This is a genomic window from Bacillus sp. DNRA2, from assembly GCF_012843265.1.
Classification (GTDB): Bacteria; Bacillota; Bacilli; order Bacillales; family Cytobacillaceae; genus Bacillus_BU.
In genome coordinates this window covers 47740-60983 of record NZ_JABAIT010000011.1, presented here as the reverse complement: position 1 = coordinate 60983, position 13244 = coordinate 47740, and the positions used below count along the sequence as shown (strand labels likewise).

The window sequence follows — 13244 nt, the reverse complement described above, 5'->3', positions numbered from 1 at the left end:
GATGGCACCTCCTTAAGGGGCGAGTGGAACAAATGGACCAATAATTAACGATTCTGCAGGGGTATCAAACGTGGAAGCCAATTGGATGGTATCCACATCACCAACCATTAGCACGGAAGAACTGGACACCCCGATAATTCTAATATGTCCCACGCAGAGCTCACGATTGTAGACGTGGAAGTTCATTCGTTTTTCATTCCCTTCATCAAGTTCGGTAGGTTGTTAATAAAGGTACAAATTCCGTTCTCCATTTCCTGAAGGAGCTTACTAATGATACTTTGTTTCCAGGTTTCCTGGTCTCGTTCATCCCCAGAAAATGGTGTTTGGCGAACGTGATGCTGTACCCGAGCTGGAACCTGCATTTTAATATCATCTTTTATGAAATCAATATATTGTTCATTAAGCTTTTGATTGACCCTTGCTTCTGCATTGGCAATTAATGTCGGCAGTTCAGTTTCTAACGTTCTGTATACTTCTTCTTCAAGCTCAATTGTACTTCGAAACAAGTCCTTAGGATCCTTTGGGGTGCCATTTTGCTTGCCATCAGCTTGATTGATTTCCAAATTATCGATACCTTGTAAATCGGAAGGATTCAAGCCGATGTTCAGCGTCCCTTCAAGGGTCTCTACTTTTAATTGATCAAACTTATATTCAATTTTTTCGACGTTAATTTTTGGCTTGTCTTTCAGTTCAGCCAACTCTGATTTTAACTGTGAAACAGTTTCTTCAAGCGCTTGAATCCGCTGTTCTTGCTTCTGCATGGATTCATGTAATTGCTGAAGATAATATTGAAGATCCTGATACATTTAACCACCTCGCAGTTGGCCGATTCATCAGCTTGGCAAAAAATGTGAATTGTGAATGTTACGTTAATGGAACTGAAGGAGTTGAGACCGTTGTACCTTCTGCTATTCCATTTGTTTTTTTGGCTTTTGGTGCTGGTGCCGTGAATCCGCCGGTATTATATAGATGGGAAGCAGGTTTAATGATCCCAGAGCTGCCTATTTGTAGGACAGATGAGTTGGAAATTCCTTCAACCTTCAAAAAATTAATATGAATTGACTGTTGGATATAAAAATTCATCATATCACCTAAACATTCATGTAATTTCCTTGATCTAGTAAATCTTGATCATACGTATTCGTTGAACTGTAATGGTTTGATACATTGAGCCCATCTCCGGTATTAAAGGAGCCTGCGCCTGAAAAAGTTTTGGCTGTGGCAAATGGCATAATTTTATAGACATCGCCAATGTTGAAGACAGAACTGCTACCGATATTCATCACTTGAACAACTCCAACAATTGCTGGCATAAGAAACACCCTTCATAGATTACTTCTTTAATATTCTATGTACTAGGCAAAGAAAGGTGATTAATTAGCCTAGATTCACTAAAACTAGACATATATTTTCATATAAACTGGAAAAACTGTCGAATAGTGTTATATATCAAGGGAATTTAGCAAATTTCATTTCGTCAAATAAAGACAGAATCGTGCTAAAATAAATTATATTTTGAAAATTAAATCAAATTACAATAATCAATCAAGAGGTGGAACGGATGAATGTACCTTTAGTATTAACAAGCTTTCTGGATCGGGCAGTTTCCTTATATGGATCAAAACCGGCAATTTTTACTGACGACAGAGTGTATACATATGCTGAAATGAACGAAAGAGTTAACCGTTTATCACATGGTTTAAGAGATTTAGGTGTACAGAAGGGTGACCGTGTTGCATACTTGGCGCCAAATAGCATGGAAATGTATGAAGGTTTTTACGGGATATATCAACTTGGGGCGATTATGGTGCCGCTAAATACCCGACTAAAACCAGAAGATTACTTATTTATTTTAAATCATAGTGAATCAAGAGTCCTTTTTGTTGATCAGGACCTTTATGAACTAATTGTTCCAATTAAGGACAAGCTCGAGACAGTTGAATCTATCATCGTGCACTACAAAGAATCGGATACTCCTGAATTGGATTATGATGCTTGGTTGGAAAATCAATCAACACTTCCATTCGATCGCGCGGAATTAGATGAAAACGATGTTGCGAGTCTTTTATACACGAGCGGAACTACAGGAAATCCAAAAGGTGTTATGCTCACTCATCGCAATAACTACCTACATGCATTAAGTGCTCAGCATCATTTACGCGTATATGATACCGATGTGTTGTTACATATCCTGCCAATGTTCCACGTGAATGGTTGGGGTTCACCATTTTATTATACAGCTAATGGAGCAAGTCAAGTTTTCTTAAGAAAAGCAACGGCTGATTCAATTTGGGCTGAAATTCTAAAGCATAAGGTAACCATTATGCACATGGCTCCAACCGTATTAAATGCTCTAATCCAATATTATGAGAAGAATGTACCTGAAGTTGAACAAGATGTGCGCGTTGTCGTTGCTGGTTCTGCTCCACCACCTGCATTCATTACTAGGGTTGAAGAGGAACTTGGTTGGGAGTTTATTCAAGTATACGGAATGACAGAGCTTTCACCGTTTGCGACTGTATCTACAATTCGTTCACACCTTCTAGATTTACCTAAGAAGGACAAATATCGTCTGAAGGCCAAAGCTGGATACGCTCAAATGGGTGTTGAAGTAAAGCTTCTTGATGATAATGGTGAGGCTGTTGCTCATGATGGTCAATCGATTGGTGAAGTTGTTGTGAAAAGCCATGGTGTCATGCTTGGATATTGGAAAAATGAAGAAGAAACAATGAAGACCATCAAGAACGGCTATCTTCATACTGGAGACATGGGAACGATTGACGAGAATGGATACGTTGACATCGTTGACCGCAAAAAAGATATCATTATTTCAGGTGGAGAAAATATTTCTTCTATTGAAGTTGAAGGTGTACTTTATGAGCACCCAGCAATCCTTGAGGCTGCTGTTATTGCTGTCCCACATGCAAAATGGGGTGAAACTCCACACGCCTTTGTTGTTGTCAAAGAAGGTGCTAGTTTAACAGAAAAAGAGGTTATTGCTTTTTCTAGAGAGAAATTAGCTCATTTCAAGGCAGTTACTGGGGCAACATTTGTTGATGAATTACCAAAAACTGCATCAGGAAAAATTCAAAAAATCCATTTAAGAAATGATTATTGGAAAGAGAACAAGAGTGAAGAAGAAGTAACTCGTTTCGTTAATTAATGCCCACTATATAATTTAAATACATGATAAGAGGATGGATTAGCCACAGGTTGATCTGTCCTTTTGTCATTTCAGTGGAGAATTCGGTATGATAAATAAAAGTGCAGTAGGGAGGTGAGGCAGTGGCTAAGCTAAATGACGAACGACTTATGTCTCTGGATATCATTCGTGGCATATCAATTTTAGGAATATTTCTTGTGAATATGATGTCATTTCATTCCCCGTTGTTATACATTGATCCTTTGACTTGGTGGGACGAACCTTTAGAGAAAGCAACATATATATTCATAGATGTCTTTGCTCAAGCTAGCTTTTATCCATTATTTTCGCTGCTGTTTGGCTATAGTCTTATCTTAATTCGCGAAAAGTCGCAAAGTCGTGGCTTGAATTTTCCGGTCCTTGCTGTAAGACGATTATTCATGCTTCTTATGATTGGGATTTTTCATGCCTTTTTTGTATGGCATGGTGATATTTTAATTGAATATGCGCTGTTAGGTTTTCTTGTTTTACCCATGTTGGTGTTCTCCGGTCGGACGCTGCTCTTGTTTGGTACAGGCCTTTACGGTATTCCAACGATTTTGTTAGTTTTTCTATTAATGTTCACTTCAAGTGGAAGTCAGATGCTTCCAAGCGAATTGACTGATATTCAAGCTGTTGAACAATCCCTTGTAGTTTATCAAAGTGGAACTTTTTGGGAAATTACGACGCAGCGGGTTAGTGATTGGTATTTTACAAATAATCTCGGCAATCTCCCATTTTTCCTCATCTCGATTTATCCGTTTATGTTAATTGGTGCTGGGGTTGCCAAAGAAAGCTGGCTCATTCGTACGCGTCAATATAAGCACGAGATTTTAATCCTTTGCTGTTTGACGTTTGTGGTCGGTCTCATCGTGAAGCTGCTTCCGTATTGGTTGGAAGGGAACGCCGCCGTACAGTTTGCTCAGGATAGCATTGGTGGCTTTAGTTTAACGATTTTTTATGGTTTATGGATCGTGCTTCTTGTCGAAAAAGAAAGCCTGAGAAGATGGCTTGCCCCGTTTGCAGCAATTGGAAAAATGTCGCTCAGCAACTATCTATTCCAATCAGTTATCGCTACATTAATTTTTTACTCATATGGACTGGGGCTTTATGGGGAAATATCTTTGTTTGAAGGAGCATTGCTTGTATTGGCAATATTTGTAGTGCAGCTATTGTGCAGCTCATTATGGCTGCGGCGCTTTTCATACGGACCGGTTGAATGGCTGTGGCGTTTAGTTACATATGTAAAGTTTGTGAAGCTGCGAAAATCAACTGAGAAATGACCGCTTTTTTAAATTTTTATAGTTTTTAAGTTTATCACCTTATATTTAGTATTTTTCTACAAATTGTGATATGATGTATTTGTTAATAATAATTATTAAGTGGGAATTAGGGGGAAATTTAATTGGTTCACGCACATATCACGGCATGGTTACTGGCGCTAATTCTATTTTTTGTGGCTGTTTCGCTGCAAAAGAGAGGCAACGAAAAGGGCGCAAAAATTGTCAAAATGATTTTAAGAGTTTTCTATATTTTAATTGTATTAACTGGCGGTATGATCATCACAATGTGGAGCATGCACCTATTGAAAGCTGCAGTTGGAATTTGGGTCATCGGTAGCATGGAAATGGTCTTAGCAAAGCTTAACAAGCAGCAGAAAGCAACTGGAGCATGGGCTCAATTTGTGATTGCGTTAGTTTTAGTATTCGCTTTAGGCTTTTCCTTACCAATCGGCTTCGATTTCTTTTAATCAATGAAATGAAAACCAGGTCCGCTAATGATGCGGGACCTGGTTTTTCTTTTTCAAAAATCATGGGAGCGGGCCGCTTCCGCATTTCTAATTAAGAAATCTTTTCGATAATCAAGCGTTTCCCGCTGTTTAGTGTAAATTCAAAGCGATCGCTACTTTTTTCATAGTAGGTGAAATGATGTTGCACGGTACAAATTAGTTCCTGATTATCAAATACAAGAAAATTCACACCGCTATTTGGAATATTTCGATTCAAAAACGTTAAATGATTGTAGCAATAAATACAATCATAAATGGAGAATTTTAATGAGTTTAGTGTCGTGATGAAGTGAATGAAGGCATCATCATGAAGATCCTCCACCAATCTTTCCAAAGAATAAATCAGATGCCTCTTAATTCTGAGTGTATCTTGATTTTTGAAAAGATAAATATCGTCAGCAAATCCAAGCTTTCCTTCCTCGAATAAAATTCCCTTTTTCCAGCATTTGTTGTGAAATACTTCAATTTCTTGATGTAGATATTCATCGAGACTTGAGGCTTCCTCTGTTTCTTCATCAAAGAAAACCCATTGATCGTTAATATATTCAACTATTCCAGTTGTAAAGGCCCTTGCCTGACCTTCAAATAGGCGCATTCGCTGTTGTCGATTCATGATTTCCCTCCGTGGATAGTCCCTCACTTTCTTTCTAGACACTTTACCCACTTTTTAAACCATTAGCTTGTTTTTTAAAATAACCATTTTTTCGAGGATGCATAAGATAAATCATTACCGGAACAATAGTCTAATTTGGAAGTGAGGAGAAAAGACAGATGTGCGGAATCTCGGGTTGGGTTGATTATCAAAAAGACATTCGTTCTGAAGCAAAAACAATTGCGAAGATGGCAGAAACTTTAGCAAAACGTGGTCCTGATGATACGAATGTTTGGACGGATTTACATGCCGGATTTGGTCATAAACGCCTCGTCGTTGTCGACCCTGTTGGGGGTAAGCAGCCGATGACCAAGGACCGTTACACCATTTGTTATAATGGCGAACTTTACAATACTGAGGATATCCGCAAAGAGCTTCTTATTAAAGGATATTCTTTCAAGGGTCATTCCGATACAGAAGTTTTACTAACGGCATATATTGAGTGGCAGGAGCAGTGCGTTGATTATTTAAACGGGATATTTGCCTTTGCTGTTTGGGATGAAAAACGGGAAAAACTGTTCATCGGTCGGGATCGTCTTGGTGTAAAACCACTATTTTACAAGGAATCTGGGAGCGGTTTGATTTTTGGTTCTGAATTAAAGGCCCTACTAGCACACCCACAGGTTGCTTGCGAAATTGATCGTGAAGGCTTGGCGGAGGTGTTTGGACTTGGACCATCCCGTTCTCCAGGAGTTGGTGTTTTTAAAGGAGTGAAGGAATTGCGTCCGGGCCATGCTCTTTCGTTAACCGTGAACGGATTAAAGGTGTGGCGTTACTGGAATGTGGTGAGTGCTGAGCACCAGGACAGTGTCGGTGATACGATTGATAAGGTCCGCGAACTTGTTACGGATGCTGTGACTCGCCAGCTCGTTTCCGATGTTCCGCTTTGTACGTTTTTGTCCGGCGGTGTCGATTCTAGTGCGATAACAGCGATAGCCGCTCGGCAGTTTGCCGCTGAAGGAAAGGGTTCGTTGCATACTTATTCCATCGATTACGAAGGGAACGCGAAGTTTTTTAAAGAAAATGAATTTCAACCCAATTCTGATGCCGCTTTTATTCAGAAAATGGTCCAGGATTTTGGAACCATTCATCATAGCTGCATCATTTCTCAAGCTGATTTGGCCCAGCATTTAAACGAAGCAGTTCATGTGCGCGATTTGCCAGGAATGGCCGATGTCGATTCGTCATTATTATGGTTTTGTCGCGAAATCAAGCAGGATTTTGTTGTTAGCCTGTCAGGGGAATGTGCTGATGAGATTTTTGGCGGTTACCCATGGTTTTATCGCGAGGACGATTTGAATCGAGCAGGATTTCCATGGATGAGAAGCGTTGATGCACGCCAATCATTGTTGAAAGATAAGTGGCAAGCACGATTGCGATTGCCTGAATACACGATGAGCAGGTACTCAGAAGCCATTGCTGAGACGCCACGACTTGATGGTGAAAGTACGGTCGATGCTAAGCGGCGTGAGTTGTTTTATTTGAATATGATTTGGTTTATGACCACGCTCTTAGATCGTAAAGACCGAATGAGTATGGGAGCGAGTCTTGAGGTGCGCGTACCATTCGCTGACCACCGACTAGTCGAGTATGTGTGGAACATTCCATGGGAAATGAAAACCTTTGGTCATCGTGAAAAAGGGTTATTGCGTAAGGCATTAGAAGGCTTGTTACCTGCTGAAATCCTTTATCGGAAAAAGAGCCCTTATCCGAAAACGCACAATCCAGAGTATACGAAGCTAGTAACCGGGTTGTTAGGCGATGCTCTCGGCGATAAGAACTCTGCTTTACATGAGTTTTTTGATGGTGAGAAGTTGCGTGCGATTGTTGATACCGGTGGTGCATCGTTTAAGGAGCCGTGGTTCGGCCAACTGATGACCGGTCCGCAATTATTAGCTCATCTCTATCAAATCCATGTGTGGTTCAAAGATTACGGGATTAATATAGTGGAAAATTGAGTCGGGGCCGCCTGTAGGCGGCCTTTTGGTTTGGGTATGAGTGCTGAAAATCGGTTTTGGCAAATAAATCTTTATTTTGGCAAATAAAAATTAAAATTGGCAAATAAATCTACAATTTGGCAAATAAATTTAAAAAATGGCAAATAAGCTTGTTCGCACCTTACTTTTTAATCTCAAAAGGAAGTTGATAAACTCTATTTTTCTTTGCATCAGTGTGTGGTAGCCCCAACTTCTTCAACATTTTTGAAGCTACATAAATAGATTCTAATCCCAAAAATTCACGAAACTGCTGATTTGTGATCTCTGGACCAAAAATCAGGTAATAGTCTTTTAACGCTTTAAGATGTGCATCTTTAGATTTACACTCACATCTCATGCAGTGCCATGAGCCCCCGTGATATTTCATACCGAGCTGGCCGCAGAGCGGACAATGCACCCCGCAGAATACTTCAGAGCACTTTATTTTATACATTTTTTCGATATTGTATGTAGGTTCAACATGATGCTTTAACAACACTTGGCTTATGTATTGAAGGTCGGTATGTGAATAAATAACGTGTTGATATTTTGCCGAAAATTGATTCAGGCGAGGAATGACACTGCGGCCACGGCATACTCGAAACTCTGCTTCGGAGCCAGGTGTGGTTTTAATGATACAATTTTGATTCGTCAACGCTACCAAATATTCGAACGATGCAATCGGAAATCCGAAACTCGCAAGCCATCTGTGTAATTCACCAAGCTGAAATTGTGCCTGGAGCATCGGATTTTCGTAGCCGATTTCACCGTTTTGAATCATTTGAGCACGGTTTTCATCAACTTCGATGGTACCGGCTAGATTTTTGGCTTCAATAATTGGAATATGTGTTGGAGTTAGGAGCAAGGTATCAATTTGGAAGTGGGTGTGACGCTCGTTGGCTAAGCGCAGTCCTTTGATGATGTAGTAATCTTGATAGGGAAGGTAATGAAGAAAAGAATCTAGAGTTAATTCACCTTGGTGTCCTGATTTTTCACGCCTCAGCTGCTCTTGAATAACAGGAATCTTTGGATGATTGCTTCGAATTCGGCAAAGGACTGCCTCGAGCAATTCGAGTTTCCGCGATCGTTTTCGTTTGTTCATATACATTGTCGATTCTCCTTACTTATAATAATCTAATAAAAAAATTACAAAACTTCGCCATAAACATAATGATTCGCTATCAAACTCAATTCGACCTCTTTCCCTTTTTATTTTTCAAAAATATTACATAATCTTTCTTGTTTGACCTTATCCTCTTAACAAGCTAATCTAGAGTCATATGTAAAATTGTGAGAAGATTTAGCGAATACTTGCGAATCATCTCATTTCAAGGGGGAGCGGAAGCTTGAATAAAGGGATGTTTACTTTCATACTGACCATGTTTCTTCTTTTATCTGGAACGGCAGTAGCTGCTGAAAACAAAGAAGATAACTGGGAGAATGAATCAATTTATTACATCATGATTGATCGCTTCAATAATGGTGATACGACTAATGATTTTACGGTGGACTCGAGTGATCCAACAGCCTATCATGGCGGCGATTTTAAAGGGGTAGAATTGCAGCTTGATTACATTAAGAAAATGGGCTTTACGACGATTGCCTTGTCTCCGATTTTTGCTAATCAGGAAAAAGGCTATCAAGGCTATTGGGTGAACAATTTTAAAAAAACTGAAGAGCATTTTGGGACGCTTAAGCAGTTTAAGAGTCTTGTGAAGGAAGCGCATAAACGCGATTTAAAGGTTATGATTGAATTCGCACCAAACACAGCGGGTACTGATCATCCTTTTCTAAAGGAAGCTGACAAAAAGGATTGGTTCACTTCTAATCAATCAGGACAGCCACTGCTTAATCTTGGCAATAGCGACGTTCAAGATTATCTTGTTGAGGTTGGCGATTGGTGGATAGCAGAAACTGATATTGACGGCTATGTGCTTGATCAAAGTCAGCCAAATACAACGGAATTTTGGAACAATTTTTCAAAAGAAATCAAACAGAGTAATCCAAGTGTGTTCTTGCTCAGTGATAACACAGCGTTAGACGGGGAAGAAACAGAAATAGATGGAATCGCTGATTATCAAGGAAATCAAGTGCTGCGTAAAGGCTTTGCAAAGCCGGACGCCCCACTGGCAGATATGATTCCGATTTTAGAAAAAAATCAACAAATTTCATCGCAAAAAGTTGTGGCCAATTTCATGGACAATTTGCGGATGAACCGCTTTACCCATGAGGCAGTCGTTAACAACCTCCATCCTGGCTCACGCTGGAAACTGGCGCTAACGTGCCTTTATACCGCCCCGGGCGTTCCGGTAGTTTATTATGGTAGTGAAATTGCGCTTGAAGGGAATGCAAGCGATCATAAGCAAATGGATTTCAGGACTGACCAGGATCTTGTTGACTATATTACGAAGCTGGGTGAGTTGCGGAATAAAATCCCTGCATTGACGAAGGGGACATTTGAACCGTTATATGCTGAGGGTGGCATGATTGTGTACAAGCGGGAATATGAAGGCGAAATTGCTGTGATTGCCATCAACAATACATCGAAAACACAAAACATCACGATTGAGGCTGATAAAATTGCCGAGGATATGCAGTTGCAAGGGTTGCTCATGGACGATCAAGCGAAGGCGAAGGATGGCAAGTATAAGCTGATTGTCGACCGTGATGAAGCTGAAATATATATGGTCACAGAAAAAAGCGGCTTAAACATTCCATACATTGTCGTAATGGGAATCGTTTATTTGCTGTTTACGGTGTTTATTATTATGTTATTAAAACGTAGAAAACGAAAAGCAACAGAATAATGAAAAGCAGGACTGGAATCAAAATTCCAGTCCTGTTGTATTTTAGCGGTAATTCACAAACTGCACGTCTACAGTTAGGTCAGCCTCACGCACGGCAGTGATGATTTTTTGGAGATCATCCCGGCTTTTTCCAGTTACACGAACTTGGTCGTCTTGAATTTGGCTCTTCACTTTGACACCACTGTTTTTAATAATTGTATTAATTTTCTTTGCGTTTTCTTTATCAATTCCCTGAACTAATTTGGCACGTTGGCGAACAGTGCCACCGGATGCCCCTTCAATTTTGCCATAATCAAGGTTTTTAATCGGTACACCGCGCTTGAATAATTTGCTGAACAGAACGTCTTTCAATTGGCCAAGCTTATATTCATCATCAGAAATGAGCACGAGCTCTTCCTTATCTAGCTTTACCTCGCTTTTGCTTCCTTTAAAATCGTAACGTGTTCCGATTTCTTTCATTGTTAAGTTAATAGCATTGGTAACTTCAGAAAAATCAACCTGTGAAACAATATCAAATGAACTATCCTTTGCCATAGCTACCTCCGAAAATTTTTACTTTATTCACTTATAGTTCCATTATAGTAAAAATTCAGCAAAATAAAAACGATTGCTTCCTAATAAACATTTATTGCGAACTTGACTCATGTCAATTATTTTTCATAATGATCATTATAAAATCTAGCTATAAACCATTAAAGGAGGAACTGGATCATGTCATTAGCGAGTTTTCAATTAGAGGAATTAACATGTCCATCTTGTATAAAAAAAATAGAATCTTCCCTTCAGAAAATTGACGGAGTGGCCTCAGTCAAGGTGATGTTCAATTCAAGTAAGGTCAAAACGGAATTCGATGCAACACTAGTAAACGCGACGGTACTTGAAGAAACCATTAAAAAGCTTGGTTACGAGGTGTTATTAACTAAAGTTTCTTAACGAGAGGATGAAATCATGAATCATTTTATTAAAAAGAATAAAAATTATGTGACCGTCATTGCACTTGGTTTAATCGTAAGCGGTTTTACGGTGGGAGCTATCGGTCAAGAGAAACTACAACAAATTGCCTTTATCCTGACAACCATTCTTGCAGGAATTCCTATTGCTTATAAAGCAATTCAATCGCTAAGGATGAAAACCTTCAGCATTGAGTTATTGGTCACGATTGCAGTGATTGGGGCGTTAATCATTCAGGAATATACTGAATCGGCAGTTGTAACGTTTTTGTTCTTGTTTGGTGATTATTTAGAAGCTCGTACTTTAGCGAAAACACGTTCAGCATTAAAAGCCCTGCTCGAGATGGCGCCCGAGGAAGCGGTTGTGCTTCGCAATCATATGAGTGTTACAATCCCAGTTGATGAGGTTGAAATTGGTGACCAAGTAATTATTTATGCTGGAGGGAAGGTTCCTGTTGATGGTCGAATCACCTCCGGGCAGGCTACTTTAAATGAGGCAGCAGTTACAGGTGAATCTGTACCTGCACAGAAAAAAATCAGTGATAAAGTCTTTTGTGGCACGATTGTGGATAATGGCTATATTGAAGTAATCGCCGAAAAGGTGGGTGACAATACAACATTTGCAAGAATTATTGAATTAGTGGAAGAGGCCCAGGAATCAAAATCAAAAACGGAAAAATACTTAAATAAATTTTCTAACTACTACACACCTACTGTAGTAATCTTGGCATTAGTGGTTCTTGTTTTAACCAGAGACCTCCATATAGCGATCACCTTTCTTGTCATCGCCTGCCCTGGAGCATTGGTTATTGGCGCTCCAGTTTCAAATGTGGCTGGAATTGGTAATGGCGCCAAAAATGGTGTGCTTGTTAAAGGTGGTGAGGTCATGGATAAGTTTGCGAAGGTGGACACTGTTGTCTTTGATAAAACAGGTACGTTAACGAAAGGGAAACCGGAGGTCACTGATATTAAAACCTTTGGTATATTTACCGAAAATGAACTGTTAAAATTGGTCGCTCAGGCCGAAACCATTTCGGAGCACCATTTAGGGCAAACGATTGTGAAAGAGGCAAAAGCTCGTAATCTAGAGCTAACGAGGGACATTGCCGATGGTGAAATCATTAAAGGTAACGGTATCAGAGCAAAGGTTGGGGGTAACAGCTTAATCATCGGCAACCGCAATTTTATGGACAGTGAAAACATCACTCTTTCCAAAAATATCACTGATTATGCACTATCACGTGAAAAAACAGGTAATACTGCAATCTTTGCAGCTATTGATGGACAAATCGGTGGAATTATTTCGATTGCTGATCAAATTCGAGATGATGCCCGCAAAGCGCTGACTGAAATGAAAAAGAACGGGATAAAGAAAATGGTGATGCTGACAGGTGATAATCGGCACACCGCTCAGTTAGTCGCAACGCAATTAGGTTTGGACGAATTTCATGCTGAGTTACTACCTGAAAATAAAGTTGAGTTTGTGAAAATCTTAAAAAACAGCGGTCATGTCGTGGCGATGGCAGGCGATGGTATAAATGATGCGCCAGCGATTGCCACAGCAGATATCGGTTTAGCAATGGGTAAAGGCGGTACGGACATCTCAATGGAAACTGCTGATGTTGTGCTAATGGCTGATAAATTGATGCAGTTTTCTCATGCCTACTCGCTATCGAAAGCAACGATTCGAAATATGAAGCAAAATACATTATTCGCTGTGGCGACTGTAGTCTTTTTACTAATTGGAGTATTATTTGGCTCCGTTCATTTAGCATCAGGGATGTTTATTCATGAGGCAAGCGTATTGCTGGTTATTTTAAATGCGATGCGCCTGATAAAATTTAACAATCAATCTCCAATCACGAAGAGCTAGAAAAAACATGACGCTG

At 39.8% G+C, this 13244-nt stretch carries 14 protein-coding genes; 7 read left to right on the top strand and 7 right to left on the bottom strand.

The features are described from left to right. Positions 1 to 12: 12 nt before the first annotated feature. The 4 genes from HHO41_RS11135 to HHO41_RS11120 are packed head-to-tail and all read right to left on the bottom strand — an operon-like array spanning position 13 to position 1313. On the bottom strand, positions 13 to 186 hold the full coding sequence (locus HHO41_RS11135; RefSeq protein ID WP_169098520.1) for a spore gernimation protein GerPD: 174 nt from the start codon (positions 184 to 186) through the stop codon (positions 13 to 15). Further along, positions 183 to 806, bottom strand: a complete 624-nt coding sequence (gerPC, locus tag HHO41_RS11130) for a spore germination protein GerPC (protein WP_169098518.1) — start codon at positions 804 to 806, stop codon at positions 183 to 185. The genes HHO41_RS11135 and gerPC overlap by 4 nt, the downstream gene beginning before the upstream one ends. Positions 807 to 864: 58 nt before the next feature. Beyond that, complete coding sequence (locus HHO41_RS11125) at positions 865 to 1083, bottom strand: spore germination protein GerPB (protein WP_169098660.1); 219 nt, start codon at positions 1081 to 1083, stop codon at positions 865 to 867. A gap of 8 nt (positions 1084 to 1091) precedes the next feature. After that, on the bottom strand, positions 1092 to 1313 hold the full coding sequence (locus HHO41_RS11120) for a spore germination protein (RefSeq protein WP_169098516.1): 222 nt from the start codon (positions 1311 to 1313) through the stop codon (positions 1092 to 1094). 248 nt (positions 1314 to 1561) lie between these two features. On the opposite strand from HHO41_RS11120, the gene HHO41_RS11115 reads away from it, so the two are divergent. The 3 genes from HHO41_RS11115 (at position 1562) to HHO41_RS11105 (ending at position 4931) form a co-directional block, all read left to right on the top strand. Beyond that, entirely contained in the window at positions 1562 to 3163 is a 1602-nt protein-coding gene (locus HHO41_RS11115) for a long-chain-fatty-acid--CoA ligase (RefSeq protein ID WP_169098514.1), read from the top strand. Positions 3164 to 3285: 122 nt separating this feature from the next. Further along, complete coding sequence (locus HHO41_RS11110) at positions 3286 to 4464, top strand: DUF418 domain-containing protein (RefSeq protein ID WP_348981262.1); 1179 nt, start codon at positions 3286 to 3288, stop codon at positions 4462 to 4464. Between the two features lie 122 nt (positions 4465 to 4586). Beyond that, a complete protein-coding gene (locus HHO41_RS11105; protein WP_169098512.1) occupies positions 4587 to 4931 on the top strand; it encodes a YisL family protein in 345 nt (114 codons plus the stop codon). A gap of 91 nt (positions 4932 to 5022) precedes the next feature. Here the strand turns inward: HHO41_RS11105 and HHO41_RS11100 are convergent, their stop codons facing one another. After that, positions 5023 to 5583 (bottom strand): DUF2777 domain-containing protein, encoded by a 561-nt coding sequence (locus tag HHO41_RS11100; protein ID WP_169098510.1) that lies wholly within the window; start codon positions 5581 to 5583, stop codon positions 5023 to 5025. A 158-nt stretch (positions 5584 to 5741) separates the two neighbouring features. Here HHO41_RS11100 and asnB point away from each other — a divergent pair, with 158 nt between their 5' ends. Next, positions 5742 to 7580 (top strand): asparagine synthase (glutamine-hydrolyzing), encoded by a 1839-nt coding sequence (asnB, locus tag HHO41_RS11095; protein ID WP_169098508.1) that lies wholly within the window; start codon positions 5742 to 5744, stop codon positions 7578 to 7580. 160 nt (positions 7581 to 7740) lie between these two features. Here the strand turns inward: asnB and HHO41_RS11090 are convergent, their stop codons facing one another. After that, entirely contained in the window at positions 7741 to 8706 is a 966-nt protein-coding gene (locus HHO41_RS11090; protein WP_169098506.1) for a nuclease-related domain-containing protein, read from the bottom strand. Between the two features lie 238 nt (positions 8707 to 8944). Here HHO41_RS11090 and HHO41_RS11085 point away from each other — a divergent pair, with 238 nt between their 5' ends. After that, on the top strand, positions 8945 to 10405 hold the full coding sequence (locus tag HHO41_RS11085) for an alpha-amylase family glycosyl hydrolase (protein WP_169098504.1): 1461 nt from the start codon (positions 8945 to 8947) through the stop codon (positions 10403 to 10405). 42 nt (positions 10406 to 10447) lie between these two features. Here HHO41_RS11085 and HHO41_RS11080 read toward each other — a convergent pair whose 3' ends face one another. Then, the gene (locus HHO41_RS11080; RefSeq protein ID WP_169098502.1) at positions 10448 to 10939 is read right to left on the bottom strand and encodes a YajQ family cyclic di-GMP-binding protein; all 492 of its coding nucleotides are present in this window, start codon (positions 10937 to 10939) and stop codon (positions 10448 to 10450) included. Positions 10940 to 11116: 177 nt separating this feature from the next. On the opposite strand from HHO41_RS11080, the gene HHO41_RS11075 reads away from it, so the two are divergent. Both HHO41_RS11075 and HHO41_RS11070 read left to right on the top strand, forming a co-directional pair. Next, positions 11117 to 11338, top strand: a complete 222-nt coding sequence (locus HHO41_RS11075; RefSeq protein ID WP_169098500.1) for a heavy-metal-associated domain-containing protein — start codon at positions 11117 to 11119, stop codon at positions 11336 to 11338. Between the two features lie 15 nt (positions 11339 to 11353). Next, the gene (locus HHO41_RS11070; protein WP_211171127.1) at positions 11354 to 13228 is read left to right on the top strand and encodes a heavy metal translocating P-type ATPase; all 1875 of its coding nucleotides are present in this window, start codon (positions 11354 to 11356) and stop codon (positions 13226 to 13228) included. Positions 13229 to 13244 lie beyond the last annotated feature (16 nt).

Bases quoted from the DNA above. Each gene is read 5' to 3' on its own strand.
- HHO41_RS11080 (WP_169098502.1), bottom strand. From the start codon at position 10,939: ATGGCAAAGGATAGTTCATTTGATATTGTTTCACAGGTTGATTTTTCT.
- HHO41_RS11125 (WP_169098660.1), bottom strand. From the start codon at position 1,083: ATGAATTTTTATATCCAACAGTCAATTCATATTAATTTTTTGAAGGTT.
- HHO41_RS11115 (WP_169098514.1), top strand. From the start codon at position 1,562: ATGAATGTACCTTTAGTATTAACAAGCTTTCTGGATCGGGCAGTTTCC.
- HHO41_RS11070 (WP_211171127.1), top strand. From the start codon at position 11,354: ATGAATCATTTTATTAAAAAGAATAAAAATTATGTGACCGTCATTGCA.
- HHO41_RS11135 (WP_169098520.1), bottom strand. From the start codon at position 186: ATGAACTTCCACGTCTACAATCGTGAGCTCTGCGTGGGACATATTAGA.
- HHO41_RS11120 (WP_169098516.1), bottom strand. From the start codon at position 1,313: ATGCCAGCAATTGTTGGAGTTGTTCAAGTGATGAATATCGGTAGCAGT.
- HHO41_RS11100 (WP_169098510.1), bottom strand. From the start codon at position 5,583: ATGAATCGACAACAGCGAATGCGCCTATTTGAAGGTCAGGCAAGGGCC.
- asnB (WP_169098508.1), top strand. From the start codon at position 5,742: ATGTGCGGAATCTCGGGTTGGGTTGATTATCAAAAAGACATTCGTTCT.
- gerPC (WP_169098518.1), bottom strand. From the start codon at position 806: ATGTATCAGGATCTTCAATATTATCTTCAGCAATTACATGAATCCATG.
- HHO41_RS11075 (WP_169098500.1), top strand. From the start codon at position 11,117: ATGTCATTAGCGAGTTTTCAATTAGAGGAATTAACATGTCCATCTTGT.
- HHO41_RS11090 (WP_169098506.1), bottom strand. From the start codon at position 8,706: ATGTATATGAACAAACGAAAACGATCGCGGAAACTCGAATTGCTCGAG.